Annotated in this window: 18 protein-coding genes; 14 read left to right on the top strand and 4 right to left on the bottom strand. The window is 68.1% G+C overall.

All coding sequences use genetic code 11. The features are described from left to right. The 9 genes from ACFV2X_RS25425 to ACFV2X_RS25385 form a co-directional block, all read left to right on the top strand. Positions 1–200 (top strand): hypothetical protein (locus ACFV2X_RS25425; protein ID WP_385620327.1); only part of this gene is annotated, 200 nt, incomplete at its 5' end. Between the two features lie 182 nt (positions 201–382). Further along, complete coding sequence (locus tag ACFV2X_RS25420) at positions 383–1,669, top strand: hypothetical protein (RefSeq protein ID WP_385620325.1); 1,287 nt, start codon at positions 383–385, stop codon at positions 1,667–1,669. A gap of 248 nt (positions 1,670–1,917) precedes the next feature. Then, positions 1,918–2,058, top strand: a complete 141-nt coding sequence (locus ACFV2X_RS25415) for a hypothetical protein (protein WP_385620322.1) — start codon at positions 1,918–1,920, stop codon at positions 2,056–2,058. A gap of 93 nt (positions 2,059–2,151) precedes the next feature. Further along, a complete protein-coding gene (locus tag ACFV2X_RS25410) occupies positions 2,152–2,283 on the top strand; it encodes a hypothetical protein (RefSeq protein ID WP_385620320.1) in 132 nt (43 codons plus the stop codon). 6 nt (positions 2,284–2,289) lie between these two features. After that, positions 2,290–3,159, top strand: a complete 870-nt coding sequence (locus ACFV2X_RS25405; RefSeq protein ID WP_385620317.1) for a helix-turn-helix domain-containing protein — start codon at positions 2,290–2,292, stop codon at positions 3,157–3,159. A 203-nt stretch (positions 3,160–3,362) separates the two neighbouring features. Further along, on the top strand, positions 3,363–3,713 hold the full coding sequence (locus ACFV2X_RS25400) for a hypothetical protein (protein WP_385620315.1): 351 nt from the start codon (positions 3,363–3,365) through the stop codon (positions 3,711–3,713). 148 nt (positions 3,714–3,861) lie between these two features. Beyond that, positions 3,862–4,491 carry a hypothetical protein gene (locus tag ACFV2X_RS25395; protein WP_385620313.1) on the top strand — a complete coding sequence of 210 codons (630 nt, stop codon included), beginning with the start codon at positions 3,862–3,864 and terminating at the stop codon, positions 4,489–4,491. Between the two features lie 5 nt (positions 4,492–4,496). After that, entirely contained in the window at positions 4,497–5,078 is a 582-nt protein-coding gene (locus ACFV2X_RS25390) for a recombinase family protein (RefSeq protein ID WP_385620310.1), read from the top strand. A gap of 141 nt (positions 5,079–5,219) precedes the next feature. Beyond that, positions 5,220–5,780 carry a GNAT family N-acetyltransferase gene (locus ACFV2X_RS25385; RefSeq protein WP_385620309.1) on the top strand — a complete coding sequence of 187 codons (561 nt, stop codon included), beginning with the start codon at positions 5,220–5,222 and terminating at the stop codon, positions 5,778–5,780. A gap of 224 nt (positions 5,781–6,004) precedes the next feature. Here ACFV2X_RS25385 and ACFV2X_RS25380 read toward each other — a convergent pair whose 3' ends face one another. Then, entirely contained in the window at positions 6,005–6,583 is a 579-nt protein-coding gene (locus ACFV2X_RS25380; protein WP_385620307.1) for a TetR/AcrR family transcriptional regulator, read from the bottom strand. 97 nt (positions 6,584–6,680) lie between these two features. On the opposite strand from ACFV2X_RS25380, the gene ACFV2X_RS25375 reads away from it, so the two are divergent. From ACFV2X_RS25375 to ACFV2X_RS25360, 4 genes are all read left to right on the top strand, one after another. Further along, a complete protein-coding gene (locus ACFV2X_RS25375; protein ID WP_385620305.1) occupies positions 6,681–6,929 on the top strand; it encodes a hypothetical protein in 249 nt (82 codons plus the stop codon). Next, the gene (locus ACFV2X_RS25370) at positions 6,926–7,507 is read left to right on the top strand and encodes a hypothetical protein (RefSeq protein WP_385620302.1); all 582 of its coding nucleotides are present in this window, start codon (positions 6,926–6,928) and stop codon (positions 7,505–7,507) included. The genes ACFV2X_RS25375 and ACFV2X_RS25370 overlap by 4 nt, the downstream gene beginning before the upstream one ends. After that, on the top strand, positions 7,504–7,692 hold the full coding sequence (locus tag ACFV2X_RS25365) for a hypothetical protein (protein WP_385620299.1): 189 nt from the start codon (positions 7,504–7,506) through the stop codon (positions 7,690–7,692). The genes ACFV2X_RS25370 and ACFV2X_RS25365 overlap by 4 nt, the downstream gene beginning before the upstream one ends. A gap of 107 nt (positions 7,693–7,799) precedes the next feature. Then, positions 7,800–8,639 carry an alpha/beta fold hydrolase gene (locus tag ACFV2X_RS25360; RefSeq protein ID WP_385620297.1) on the top strand — a complete coding sequence of 280 codons (840 nt, stop codon included), beginning with the start codon at positions 7,800–7,802 and terminating at the stop codon, positions 8,637–8,639. A 9-nt stretch (positions 8,640–8,648) separates the two neighbouring features. On the opposite strand, the gene ACFV2X_RS25355 is transcribed toward ACFV2X_RS25360, so the two are convergent. Next, the gene (locus tag ACFV2X_RS25355; RefSeq protein WP_385620294.1) at positions 8,649–9,470 is read right to left on the bottom strand and encodes a hypothetical protein; all 822 of its coding nucleotides are present in this window, start codon (positions 9,468–9,470) and stop codon (positions 8,649–8,651) included. Between the two features lie 452 nt (positions 9,471–9,922). Between ACFV2X_RS25355 and ACFV2X_RS25350 the strand changes: the two genes are divergently transcribed. After that, entirely contained in the window at positions 9,923–10,084 is a 162-nt protein-coding gene (locus ACFV2X_RS25350; RefSeq protein ID WP_385620292.1) for a hypothetical protein, read from the top strand. Positions 10,085–10,129: 45 nt separating this feature from the next. Here the strand turns inward: ACFV2X_RS25350 and ACFV2X_RS25345 are convergent, their stop codons facing one another. Then, entirely contained in the window at positions 10,130–10,792 is a 663-nt protein-coding gene (locus ACFV2X_RS25345) for an adenylate kinase (protein ID WP_385620290.1), read from the bottom strand. A gap of 16 nt (positions 10,793–10,808) precedes the next feature. Further along, complete coding sequence (acs, locus tag ACFV2X_RS25340; RefSeq protein WP_385620288.1) at positions 10,809–12,767, bottom strand: acetate--CoA ligase; 1,959 nt, start codon at positions 12,765–12,767, stop codon at positions 10,809–10,811. Positions 12,768–12,793 lie beyond the last annotated feature (26 nt).

Genomic DNA, 12,793 nt, shown 5'->3' with positions numbered 1-12,793 from the left:
TCGCCACCAGCCCGCAGGACGGCCGGATCTTCCGGTACGACGGCGACCCCGACAAGTGGACCGAGATCGGTGGCCCCGGCGCCGAATTCGCCGTCAGCAACGACCGCCTGTACGGGATGTCCCCCGACCACAGCACGGTCTACCAATGGACCGGCAAGGACCGGACATCGTGGACCGCACTCGGCGACCCCTTGAAGTAACCCGCACCGGGCGGGCCGCACGCCGCCCCACGGCGACCGGATGCCTGCGGCGGCCAGGCCCGCGCCGGCGCCCCAGACGGGCCCGACATCCTCACCCGCGCACCAGCCCCCTGCGCAACGCCGCCGAAGCACGCACCACCGCACCGCACACACACCCTGAAAAGAAAGGGTCCACCGTGGCCATGTCCGAAACAGCCAACCGCCGACCGCGCGTCATACCCGGCCTGATCGCGACCGCACTCACCGCCGGCATCCTCACCGCCGCCGCTCCCGCACACGCCGACAGCCACCAGGCCCTCACCACCGCGCCCACCTCCACCGGCGCCCTCGGCAAGGGCGCGGCCCCCGGTGAGGCGGTGACCCGCCAGCAGGTAATCGCCCGCGCCCAGACCTGGGTCGATCTGAAAGTCCCCTACAGCACCAACGGGCTGCGCTCCCCCTACAGCTGGTGGTCCGACCACGCCACCGGAGGCCGCTACCGGCAGGACTGTTCCGGATACGTCTCCATGGCCTGGCAACTGCCCACCAGCCTTACCACGCGGTCCCTGCCCGGCGTCTCCAAGAAGATCCCCGTCAGCTCCCTGCAGCCCGGCGACATCCTCAACTCCTCCGACCACGTGATCATCTTCGCCGGATGGGTCAACCATTCCCAGGGCACGTTCAGCTACTACCAGCAAAGCAGCCCGGGAACAGCCGCGACCAAAACCACCGGCAGCCTCAACTCCAGCGTTCTGGCCGGGCACCCTGTCAGCACCTACGCCGCACGCCAGTACCACCGCGTCACCGCCCCGCCGCGCTCTCCCAAGCCCACCAGCTCATCCACCGCGCCCAAGCCCAGCTCCGCGCCGCGCACCCCCGCACCGCCCAACCCGGCCACGACCACCACACACACGCGCACCATCGCCACTATCGCCGTCACCCCTGACAACCGCCTGTACGCCCTCGCCCGCAACCACAGCGCGGTCTACCAGTGGACCGGAAAGGGCACCGCCTGGAAGCGCATCGGCGGCCCCGCCAGCAAGATCTACGCCGCGGGAGGCGGCCTGTTCGCCACCGGGCCGAACAACGGACCGATCTTCAGGTACAACGGCAGCCCCGGCTCCTGGACCCGCATCGGCGGCCCCGGCCACACCTTCGCCATCAGCAACAACCACCTCTACGGCCTCACCCCCAAGCGCGATGCGGTCTACCAGTGGACCGGAAAGGGCACCACCTGGACCCGGGTCGGCGGCCCCGCCAGCAAGATCTACGCCGCGGGAGGCGGCCTGTTCGCCACCAACCCGAACGACGGCCGCATCTTCAGGTACAGCGGCATCCCCGGCTCCTGGACCCGCATCGGCGGCCCCGGCCACACCTTCGCCATCAGCAACAACCACCTCTACGGCCTCACCCCCAACCACAGCGCCGTCTACCAGTGGACCGGCCGAGCAACCATCTGGACCCGCATCGCCGGACCCCTGCCCCGATAACGGCCCGACCCGGCTGAACACCAGCCCACCCACGCGATGACCCCGGGAAACCACCCGGGGTCATCGCCCACGGCAGGCAGATTCGATCGCGAGCCGGGCCACCGCCATCGGGCCGTGGGGCCGTCCGTCTGGTCCCGATGCTTGAGGCACCGGGCGACCAGCGGCCGCCCTTCTGCCTTCCCGCTCATGACTTATCGGAGGAGATACCGCTGTTGTGTTCCCGTATCCGCACTGTGGCGCTGCGTAGCATGTACAGCCTGATCAGCGCCGCATTCGCAATGGTGGCGACCCTCGGCATCGGCGGCGTCGCCGAAGCCGCACCCGCATCCGCTCCTGCCACGGTCGCGTCCAACACTGTGGAAGCCCCGCCCGTTGCCTCGGCGCGGTGAGCCATGACAGCAGGGTTGGGCGCAGCGCGGGAGGTCCGGGCCGCCTGGGGCCCAGGGCCACGACAGGGTCGCCGGAGCGCTTTGGGGGTGCGGATGTGGCAGAAGGTATCGAACGAGGAACTGCCCGCGAAGGAGCAGTTGCCCTTCTGGGCCGAGCTGATCTCCCGTGAGCTGGCACCGCTCACCCTCAGCAGCTCGAACGCCGCAGGGGGCTTCCCCTCGTAGGCCTCGGTGCTGGACCTCGGCTCAGTACGGGTGGCCGCGTTCAACAGCCCGCCCGCGCATCTGAAACGCACCTGGGCGGACGTCCGGCGGTCCGACCCGGGCACGTACCAGCTGACCTTCGTCTCCGGCACCCCCCTGTGGATCAGCCAGCGGCGCCAGGACTCCGGACTAGTGTGCGATGACATGGTGCTCTGGGACGTCTCGCACCCGTTCGAGGGCGCAGTGCCCGACCAGGGCCGTCACGTCCAGTCGGTCATCATGCAATTTCCGCGCAAGGAACTGCCGCTTCGGCCGGACAAGGTCCACCAGCTCCTCGCCCAGCCCTTGTCGGCCCGCACCGGCATGGGGGCGATCTTCGCCCGGTTCCTGACCACACTGGACGCCTACGGCCCCGACTGCGACCCGCGCGACCTGAGCCGATTAGGAGCGATAGCGCTCGACCTGGCGGGCGCCTGCCTGGCCCAGCACCTCGGGGCCTACGACGACCTTCCGGCCGAGACCCGCCAGCAGGCCATGCTCGCCCGCGTCAACGCCTTCATCGACCACAACCTCGATGATCCCGACCTGGGGCCGGCGGACATCGCGGCACACCACCACATCTCCGTGCGCTCCCTGCACACCCTCTTCCGGCAGCAGGGGGAGACCGTGGCGGCCTCGATACGCCGGCGCCGCCTGGAACGCTGCCACGCCGACCTCACCGACCCCCGGCTGCGGCGGCGGTCGATCAGCGCCATCGCCGCCCGGTGGGGGTTCCTGCGCCCAGCGGACTTCAGCCGCGCGTTCCGCGCCACGTACGGCGTGACGCCCAGAGAACTCCGGCAGGCCGCACTGCGCAGTCTGCCTGATACGCAACGGGCTGCGCTGAACGACAAGTAACACCGCACGCATCGCCAACTCCCAGCCCACGGCCCGCGCCACGATGTGAGGGCACAGAGAGGGGAACACGGGGGCGCCGGTGCTATCCGAGGCGAACCGGAGTTACCGAAAGGTGAAACCTGCATTCCACGCCGATTCTGCTGGTCGCGGACCTCGCTGAAGGCGTCTCGGCAGCTCACGCTCAGGCTAGAGAGGAATAGATCATGAATCTTGCCAAGAAGCTCCTGATGGTTGGCGCAGCTCTCGCAGCCACCGCGGGTCTGAGCATCATCCCGGCCGAAGCCAGCTCCAGCACCGCTGCAGAATGCTGGACCTTCGGAAACACGACCAGTTTCGGCAGGTACGGCGGCCAGGTCTGCGACAACAACCACATCATGGGCTGGGCCACCGACACAAAGGCCGACGGCTACTGCGTCCACCTGCAAGTGCACTACCCGAACAACGGAAAAGCCGACGGCCCGTGGGCATGCCCGAAGAACGACACCAAGAACTGGGACGAGTGGATGAGGGAGCCCATAGCTAGCGTGAGCATCGAAAAGGTCTACGCCCCGTAACAAATCGTAGGGACTCGCGAAGCTGACTACGCGTGAGCGGGCGGCAGCCAGATCTTTCCGGTGAACAGGTCACGGAACCCCTCCGAGGTCATCCAGACGGGAGCCGGCTTCGGGCCGTCCACGCCTGCCGACGCCGCCAGGTACCCGAGTGGGCTGGACGACCCAGCCCGTCTGCACCCGCTGCCTGGCCTGTCTGGGCATCACCACCCACGCCTCACACCACGCCCCGGTCAGCACCAACATCTGCCTACGGCACGGCCGCTGGATCGGCCGATACGGGCACCAGCTCGAACTGCACACCGTCCCGGAGGTGATCCGCGCACAGCGCCACCACTACAACCTCATCCGCCGCCACGGTCAGCGGATTGTCACCTACGCGATGGCCGAAGCCACGGACATCTCCTTCCGCTGGTGGGACAGCGACCGGTTCGACCGGCGATGGCGCCGCCGCATGACCGCTCTCGGCGGCCCGAAATGGCATGCCTTCAAGGACGACATCGAGCTCGTTGCCTGCACCTATCCGGACATCGTTGCCCTCTCCGGTCTCTTCGCCTCGCCGCATCTGCGGTTCCTACCCTTCACGGGCAAGGGTCGGGACCTGCGGCGGTTCATCCGGGAAGTCCGTGACCGGGCCACCACCGGCTACAGCCTCGAAACCGCCGGCAAACGTGACCCGCTGATCCGCTGGATCGAGGAAGAACCCTCCGACCGCAACCTCCCCTTCTATCCCTGGCGCCCTCCGGGCCGCCCCGCCCCTGAGCAGGTGAGCGTCCCATGATGACCGTGTCTTCGCTCCGACAGACACCGTCGACCCCGGCCGTCGTCGGCTACGTCCGCACGGCCGCAGGCCAAAGCCCCGTCCCGCAGATCAACACGCTCATGCGCGCCGGCGTCGCGGAAGAGGACATCTACATCGAGCGCACGAACGGCCACAAAACCGCATGGCCCGAGAGAGACCTGCTGCTGCCCCGACTCTGCTCCGGTGACACCATCACGGTCACTCGGCTCGACCGGCTCTTCTACTCCGTCCAGAATCTCATCATCGTGGGTACCGACCTGCGCAACCGGGGCATCCGGCTCCATGCCGTCGAGCAGAACATCGACAGCCACACCCTTGAAGGACGCGACTTCTTCGGCATGATGTCCGTCTTCGCCACCCTGCACCACGAGTTCGTACTCGCCGCCACCAACGACGGACTGGCCGCGGCCCGCGCCCGCGGCAAGACCGGCGGACGGCCCCCACGACTCACCCCCGAGCAAGTCGAACAGGCACAACAGCTCTACGACTCCGGCACCCCCAAAAATCGCCCGCACCTTCAAGAGCGCACCCGCCACGATCTACCGCTACATCACACCCAAATGTGACTGAGCCCTTGCGCTGGCCCGTGTGCGGTTGGGCTGGCCCGGCTGGGCGTCAGGGTTGGCCCGCAGGATGCCTGTCCTCTTTCTTACATGGAGGGTTCACGAGCCGTCGGACGCGTGCACGAACAGGCTTAGGATCCCTGGATGGCAATCACCAGTTACCTCCTGCAAGGGCCGCGGGTGGTCATACGCCACGTCTGCCGCCAGGACTACGACGAGCTCGCAGCGCTGGCCCAGGAGAGCGCCGAGATGCTTCGCCGCTGGCTGGGCTCCCGCGAGAACACAGTGGAAGCGTTCGAGAGCTACCTTGAGCGGTTCGAACAGCCCACCCATGAGGGCTTCGTGATCTGTCTGCGCGATACCGGCGCGATCGTGGGCGGCATCAACATCAACAACATCGTCAGGGGCACCCTCCAGAGCGGAACCCTGGGCTATACCTCTTATGCCTCTACGACCGGCCGTGGCTATATGACCGAAGGACTGAGGCTCGTGGTCCAGCTCGCCTTCGGCCCGCTGGAACTGCACCGGCTGGAGGCGAACATCCAACCGGACAACGCCTCCTCGCTGAACCTCGTCAAGCGCCTGGGCTTTCAGCGCGAGGGCTACTCGACTGCCTTCCAGTACATCAACGGCGAGTGGAGGGACCACGAGCGATGGGCCATCACTGCCGAGATGGCACGAACAGCAGCACAGCTCACGAAATGACCTTCGCGGATACGATGAACTGAGACACAGCCTCAAGTCCGAACCCGGCGGACACGATGAACTGAGACACCGGCCCGGATCCGTCTCACCGCACAATGCGCCATGCCTGCTCAGAGCACTGGCCAAGAGCTAGATCCAATGAGACGGGACAGCCGGAGACCGACAGGGCGTCGGTCATGGCCGCGAGTTCGGTGAGACGGTCCGCCCCGGGGGTGAAGGCCGGGTCAGTGCGGGCAGTGCAGTCCGCTGAGGGTGATCGCGACCAGTCGGTGCACCGCGGCCTCAGAGGTCAGCCCGCCCGCCGCGGCCAGCGCGTGCAGACAGTAGCGCGCGAGCTCGTCAGGGACAGCGTCGGCCCGCAGCTCGCCAGCCTCCGCCACCTCGGTCAGCAGGTCCCGGAAGAGGCCGACGAGTTGCTGCTCCGCCTGCACGACGGTCTCGCCGCGGTGCAGGAGCGCCGAGAGCTCCTCGGAGCCGTGGCGTCCGCGGTGATAGCAGATCAGGGCATAGCGTTCGAGCACCGCTTCCAGGCGCTGGCCAGGGTCGCCCGGGCCGTCGCGGAGTTGGGCGAGCCGCTCTAGGTGGCCGCTCACGCGCTGCTCGTGGAACGCGATCAGGATCGCCTCGACGTCGGGGAAGTACTTGTACAGCGTGGCACGGCCGATTCCGGCCCGCTCGGCGATCTGCGACATGGTGACCGACATCGGTCCGCGCTCGGTCACCAGCGACCAGGTGGTCTCCAGGATCGCCTCGCGCACCGCGTGGCGGTGCGCCTCGATCGTCTCGTTCCAAAGCTTCGGCACCCTTCCAGCATACAGGGCGGCACTGTCGCGACACACTGACGTGTGATAGACACTGTGTCTTGTAAAATGAGGTTGTCCGCTCGAATGGAGGAAGCTCATGACAGCCCCCATCCCCAGGCCCGGTACAGACCGCGACGCCCAGGCAGGGACCGGTCGCGCTGCACACCCCGGCATGCCCGGCTGGCTGAAGGTCACCGGGATCGTCGTCGGCGTCCTGGTGCTGCTGACCCTGATCGTGATGCTCACCGGTCTTGGCGGCGATCACGGGCCCGGCCGGCACATGGGCAGCAGCGGCCAGCCGTCGCTCACTGCGTCGGATGCAGCACCGGGGGCCGGCCGCGCATGACCATGTCCCCCCGCCCGCGCAAGGCCGCGCTCACCGCCCACGTCATCTCGTCGGTCGGCTGGTTCGGCGCGGTCGCCGCATACACGGCGCTCGACATCGCCGCGGTCACCGCCCGGAGCGCCGACACGGTGCGGGGCGCCTACGTCGCGATGGAACTGACCGTCTCATACGTCATCGTCCCGCTCGCCCTGGCCTCCCTGGCCACCGGGATCGTGCAGTCGCTGGGCACCTCGTGGGGGCTGCTGCGCCACTACTGGGTCGTGGTGAAGCTGCTACTCACCGTCGTTGCTACCGGGGTTCTGCTGGTGGAGACGCAGCCCATCAGCCGCCTGGCAGACATGGCGGCGGCATCCGGGGCCGACCCGCGTGACCTTCCCGGTACGCTGCCGCATTCGATCGGCGGCCTGGTGGTGCTGCTGACGGCGGTGCTCCTGTCCGTCTTCAAACCCCGCGGGCTGACCCGCTACGGGTGGCGCAAGCACCACGAGGAGCGGACCCGGAACCCGGCCTCGCGCAGAAATGTCGCCGCGTCGCCAGCCACGGTGGCCGTCGGCCGGCCCTTCGAGGAGGCGGGATGATGCTCACTCTGACCTGCAACCACTGCCACGAGGCGATCACAGCCGCCGACGAGGACGAACTGGTCACCCGGGTGCAGACGCATGTCCGCGGCCACGCGCAGGAGCACGGCGGAGGCGGCCACGTCCCCACCCGCGAGCAAATCCTCGCCCGCCTGCACCACCCCCGGCATGTCACCAAGCCCTGATAGCTACCGACGGCTCATGTGTTCCCCGGTGTCTGAGCCAGGACGCCGGGGCCCGTACGGGCAGCGCAAGCAGTTCCCCCAGCAGATTGAGATTAGAGAGGAAACAGATGAGCATCCTCGACGTTCCCGGCGCCAAGCTCTCTTACGAGATGCGTGGCAGCGGCCCGCTCATGCTCATGATCCCTGGCGCAGGCGGCGACGGCGGCGTGTTCGCGATGGTGGCGGAACATCTGGCGGCGCACTACAGCGTGATCACCTACGATCGGCGAGGCTTTTCCCGCAGCCGACTCGACGGTCCGCAGGACTACGATCGCCGACTCGCTGCTGACGCCGACGATGTCCGGCGCCTGATCGAGCATCTCAGCGACGGCCCGGCGATCATCGTCGGGACCAGCTCCGGCGGGCTCGTTGCCCTGGAAGTCCTGGCTCGCCACCCTGACGTAGTGCGCACGCTCATCCCCTACGAGCCGCCGGCCATGAGGGCGCTGCCAGGCGGACAGAAGTGGATCGACTTCTTCCACAGTGTCTACGACCTCTACCGCGCATCCGGCATACAGCCGGCGCTGGAGAAGTTCCGCGAGCAGGCGTTCACCGAGGCGGACCGGCGGACCATGGCCCGTGCGGCACAGGCCAGGACGAGCGAGTCCCTTCACGCCAACGCCGTCTACTGGTTCGAGCACGAGCTGCGCCAGTATCCGGCCGCGTCCCTCGATATCGAAGCTCTCACAGTCCATGCCGATCGGATCCTGCTGGCGTCCGGGCGGGAATCGCGTGGCTATCCCTGCTACGAGGTGAACGTGGCACTGGGCAACAGGCTCGGCCGGACTGTGGTCGAGATGCCCGGTGGGCACGTGGGTTTTGTGGCCCACCCCGCCGAGTTCGCCCACGCATTGACACAGGCCCTGGGGCGGAACCGACCGCGATCGGATGCCGCTACCCGGCGGTGAGGGCAGGCGCTACGGGTCGCATACAACGCCTCGGCACTCGCGTAGCGCCAGGTCGCCGTTTTGGAAGCCCCGCACCGCAGCAACTCGCGGAGTGAAGCCGGGGAAGTCGGCGTTCTTCAGCACGTCCAGGAGGTCCAGGACGCCCCAGCGGCGTGCGACCTCCTCCTTGAGGGCCGTCAGGCCGGTCGGCTCGGCCAGCGGCTCCAGCTTCGGCACGGTGATCCACGGCTCGCCCTTGCGGCTGGTGACCTTCACCCCGCCCGCGCTGCCGTCCGCGAGTGAAGCGGAGAGCCGGTCCAGGCCCGCGGTCATGCGCTTCTTCAAGTCCGTGATGAACGCCCTCGGGTTCAGCGGGATCGCGGCGTAGTGCACGGCGCGGGTGGCCTCGAAGTCGCCGGGCAGGTCGTCCTCCGGGTTCCGCCAGCGGGCCGCGCCCTCGACGTAGATCTCGCGGCGGCGGACCGCGTCCCGCAGGGCGACCAGGACGCACAGCTCGTACGGGATGCGCTCGACCTTGCCCTTGTCGTCGACGACCGCCTCGCGCCAGTCCTTGCGCACCACGCCGTCCATCGGCACCTCATCGCCGGCGTCGTAGAAGCGGGTCTTGCCGTCGACGTCGGCGTACTTCTTCAGCAGCTTCATCGCGTCCATCACCGGCCGGTAGGCGGTGTTGTTGCACCTGAAGCCCAGGGTGTTCAGCAGCGGCGGCAGCATCTGCCGGTAGTACGAGCTGTAGGAGGAGCGCAAGGTGGTGCGGACCTTGGCCTTGAAGACCTTCTCGTTCGCCTTCGCCTCGGCCACCAGTTCGCGCAGCGTCTTCTCCCCGACCACCGGGAACAGGGCGCGGGCGGCGTACGATCTCGTCGGGCTTGTCGACGGCGGCCGTCGCCAGCTTGAAGAGGATGCCCTCCTTGCCGCGGACCTTCTTCACCTCGGCGGTGAGCTGCTTCTCCACCCGCCGCTCGGCGCGGGCGTTGATCTTGTGGACCAGTGCGACCAGCAGGTCGACCAGGGCGTCGGTGATCTCCGCCCGACGGGACGAACTCAGCGCCGCGAGCAGGGTGATCCGTACGTCCTCGCTCGTGTCGCGGAAGTCCGAGGGGTACATCTTGATCGCCCGCGCCCGCCAGTTTCTCCGAGCAGTCCGCGAACAGCCCGTCGGGCAGTCCGAGCTTGCGCACGTCGTTGAGCTTGGTGATCTCCGTGAGCAGGGAGTCCAGGCCCACCGCGCGAGGCTAGGTCCCCAGGCCAACGCATCGCCTATCTGGTGATCGCTAGCAGATTTGTCAGACATCGCGCCGGAGGCCTGGCGCCGCTACTTGCACCTGCTGCTCGACGGATTCCGCGCCGAACCGGCCTCTCCGCTTCTCCGACCGCCGCTGAGCAAGGACGAGTTGTACCGCGCCATGCTCAGCCTCGGCGGTAGTGGCGACTGCACTGGGTGAACGATGGTTCTCTGCAGCCGCGCACCGCGCGGAGTCGCGCATTGGTCACCGGCCCTGTGCCGTGACGCTCGCCAACGCCGCCTGCAACCGCTCGAAGACCTGTGATACAGACCCGGCGGCATCCACTCGCAGCAGGAGACCCCGATGGGCGTACCAGCACAGGAGTGGCGTGGCCTGGGCGGCGTGGACCGCCAGGCGCCGCTGAACGGTCACGTCGGTGTCGTCCCCCCGCCTGGTCAGCCGACCGCCGCATTCGTCGCACTGTCCAGGCCGACGCGGCGGGGAGAACACCAGGTGGACGGTCGTCCCGCAGGTGGCACAGACGCGTCGCCCCGTGAGGCGATCCACGAGTGCGTCATTCGGCATGTCGAAGGCGATCACGGCGTCCAACTCGGTCTCGCGTTCCGTCAAGGCCCTTTCGAGGAGTTCGGCCTGCCGCGCCGTGCGGGGGAATCCGTCGAGCAGGAAGCCGTGGGCCGCGCAGGGCTCAGCGACACGGGATGCGACGAGCTCTGTGGTCAGCTCGTCGGGGACCAGTTCTCCAGCGTCCGTGTACTGCTTGATCTTCTGGCCGAGGACCGTGCCTTGAGCGATCTCGGCGCGGAACAGGTCTCCGCTGGAGATCGCAGGGATGGTCAGCACGCTGGACAGAATGCGGGCCTGCGTGCCCTTGCCCACGCCCGGGGGACCAATGAAAACAATGCGCATCAGGCTTCTGTTCCTCTCATCCATCGCTGGGTGCGGCAGGGAGCTTCGTCTGGATGAGGTCCATGACCGTCGAGTCGGTCAGTGTGGTGACGTCGCCGAGCTGACGGTTCTCGGCGACGTCGCGGAGCAGGCGACGCATGATCTTTCCGGAGCGGGTCTTCGGTAGCTCCGCCACCGGCAGGATCCGCTTCGGCTTGGCGATCGGGCCGAGGGTGGCGCCGACGTGGTTGCGCAGGCTGGCGACGAGCTGCTCGTCCTCGGCGTTCGCGGTGCCGCGCAGGATCACGAAGGCGACGATCGCCTGCCCAGTCGTCTCGTCCACGGCGCCCACGACGGCCGCTTCCGCCACCGCCGGGTGGGAGACGAGCGCCGACTCCACCTCGGTGGTGGAGATGTTGTGGCCGGACACGAGCATCACGTCGTCGACCCGGCCGAGGAGCCAGATGTCGCCGTCGTCGTCCTTCTTTGCCCCGTCACCGGCGAAGTACTTGCCCTCGAAGCGCGACCAGTAGGTGTCGAGGAACCGCTGGTCGTCGCCCCAGATGGTGCGCAGCATGGACGGCCACGGCTCGGTCAGGACCAGGTAGCCGCCGCCCCCGTTGGGCACCTCGTTGGCCTCGTCGTCGACGACGGTCGCGGAGATGCCGGGCAGCGGCGTCTGCGCGGAACCCGGCTTGGTGGCGGTGGCGCCCGGCAGCGGCGAGATCATCATCGCGCCGGTCTCGGTCTGCCACCACGTGTCGACGATCGGCGTCTTGTCCGCACCTATGTGCTTGCGGTACCAGATCCAGGCCTCGGGGTTGATCGGTTCCCCGACCGAGCCGAGTACCCGCAGGCTGGACAGGTCGAACTTGGAGGGGATGTCGTCGCCCCACTTCATGAACGTACGGATGGCGGTCGGCGCTGTATACAGGATCGTCACCCCGTACCTCTGCACGATCTCCCAGAACCGGCCCTGGTGCGGAGTGTCCGGCGTGCCCTCGTACATGACCTGGGTGGCGCCGTTGGCCAGCGGCCCGTAGACGACGTACGAGTGGCCGGTGACCCAGCCGACGTCTGCCGTGCACCAGTACACGTCCGTTTCCGGCTTGAGGTCGAAGACGGCGTGGTGGGTGTACGCGGCCTGGGTGAGGTAGCCGCCGGAGGTGTGCAGGATGCCCTTCGGCTTCCCCGTCGTCCCGGACGTGTACAGGATGAACAGCGGGTGCTCGGCCTTGAAGGCTTCGGGAGTGTGCTCGGCCGACTGCCGGCCGACGATCTCGTGCCACCACACGTCCCGCTCGTCGTTCCAGGCGACCTCCTGGCCGGTACGGCGCACCACCAGCACGTGCTCCACGTTGTCCACGCGCGCGATGGCCTCGTCGACAGCCGGCTTGAGCGCGGACGGCTTGCCGCGCCGCCAGCCGCCGTCGGTGGTGATGACGACCCGGGCCTCGGCGTCCTGGATGCGGGTGGCGAGCGCGTCCGCCGAGAAGCCGCCGAAGACGACCGAGTGCGCGGCGCCGATGCGGGCGCAAGCCAGCATCGCGACCGCGGTTTCGGGGATCATCGGCATGTAGACGGCGACCCGGTCGCCCTTCTGCACCCCCAGCTCCAGCAGGGCGTTGGCGGCCTTCGACACCTCGTCCTTGAGCTCGGCATAAGTGATCGCCCGGCTGTCCCCGGGCTCCCCCTCGAAGTGGATGGCGACCCGGTCTCCGTTCCCCGCCTCGACATGCCGGTCCACGCAGTTGTACGCGACATTGAGCTCGCCGTCCTTGAACCACTTGGCGAACGGCGGGTTCGACCAGTCCAGCGTCTCGGTCGGCTCCTTGACCCACGTCAGCCGACGGGCCTGCTCGGCCCAGAAGCCGAGCCTGTCAGCCTTGGCCTGTTCGTACGCCTCCGCCGTGACGTTGGCGTTCGCAGCCAGCTCAGCGGGCGGCGGGAAATGGCGCTCCTCGTTCAGCAGGTTGGCCAGGCCCTCGTCGCTCATGGGAAGTCCCTTTGTTCCTAGTGGCG

Origin of the sequence: Streptomyces sp. NPDC059679 (genome assembly GCF_042734105.1) — a bacterium.
Classification (GTDB): domain Bacteria; phylum Actinomycetota; class Actinomycetes; order Streptomycetales; family Streptomycetaceae; genus Streptomyces.
This window is presented reverse-complemented; position numbering and strand designations above follow the sequence as displayed.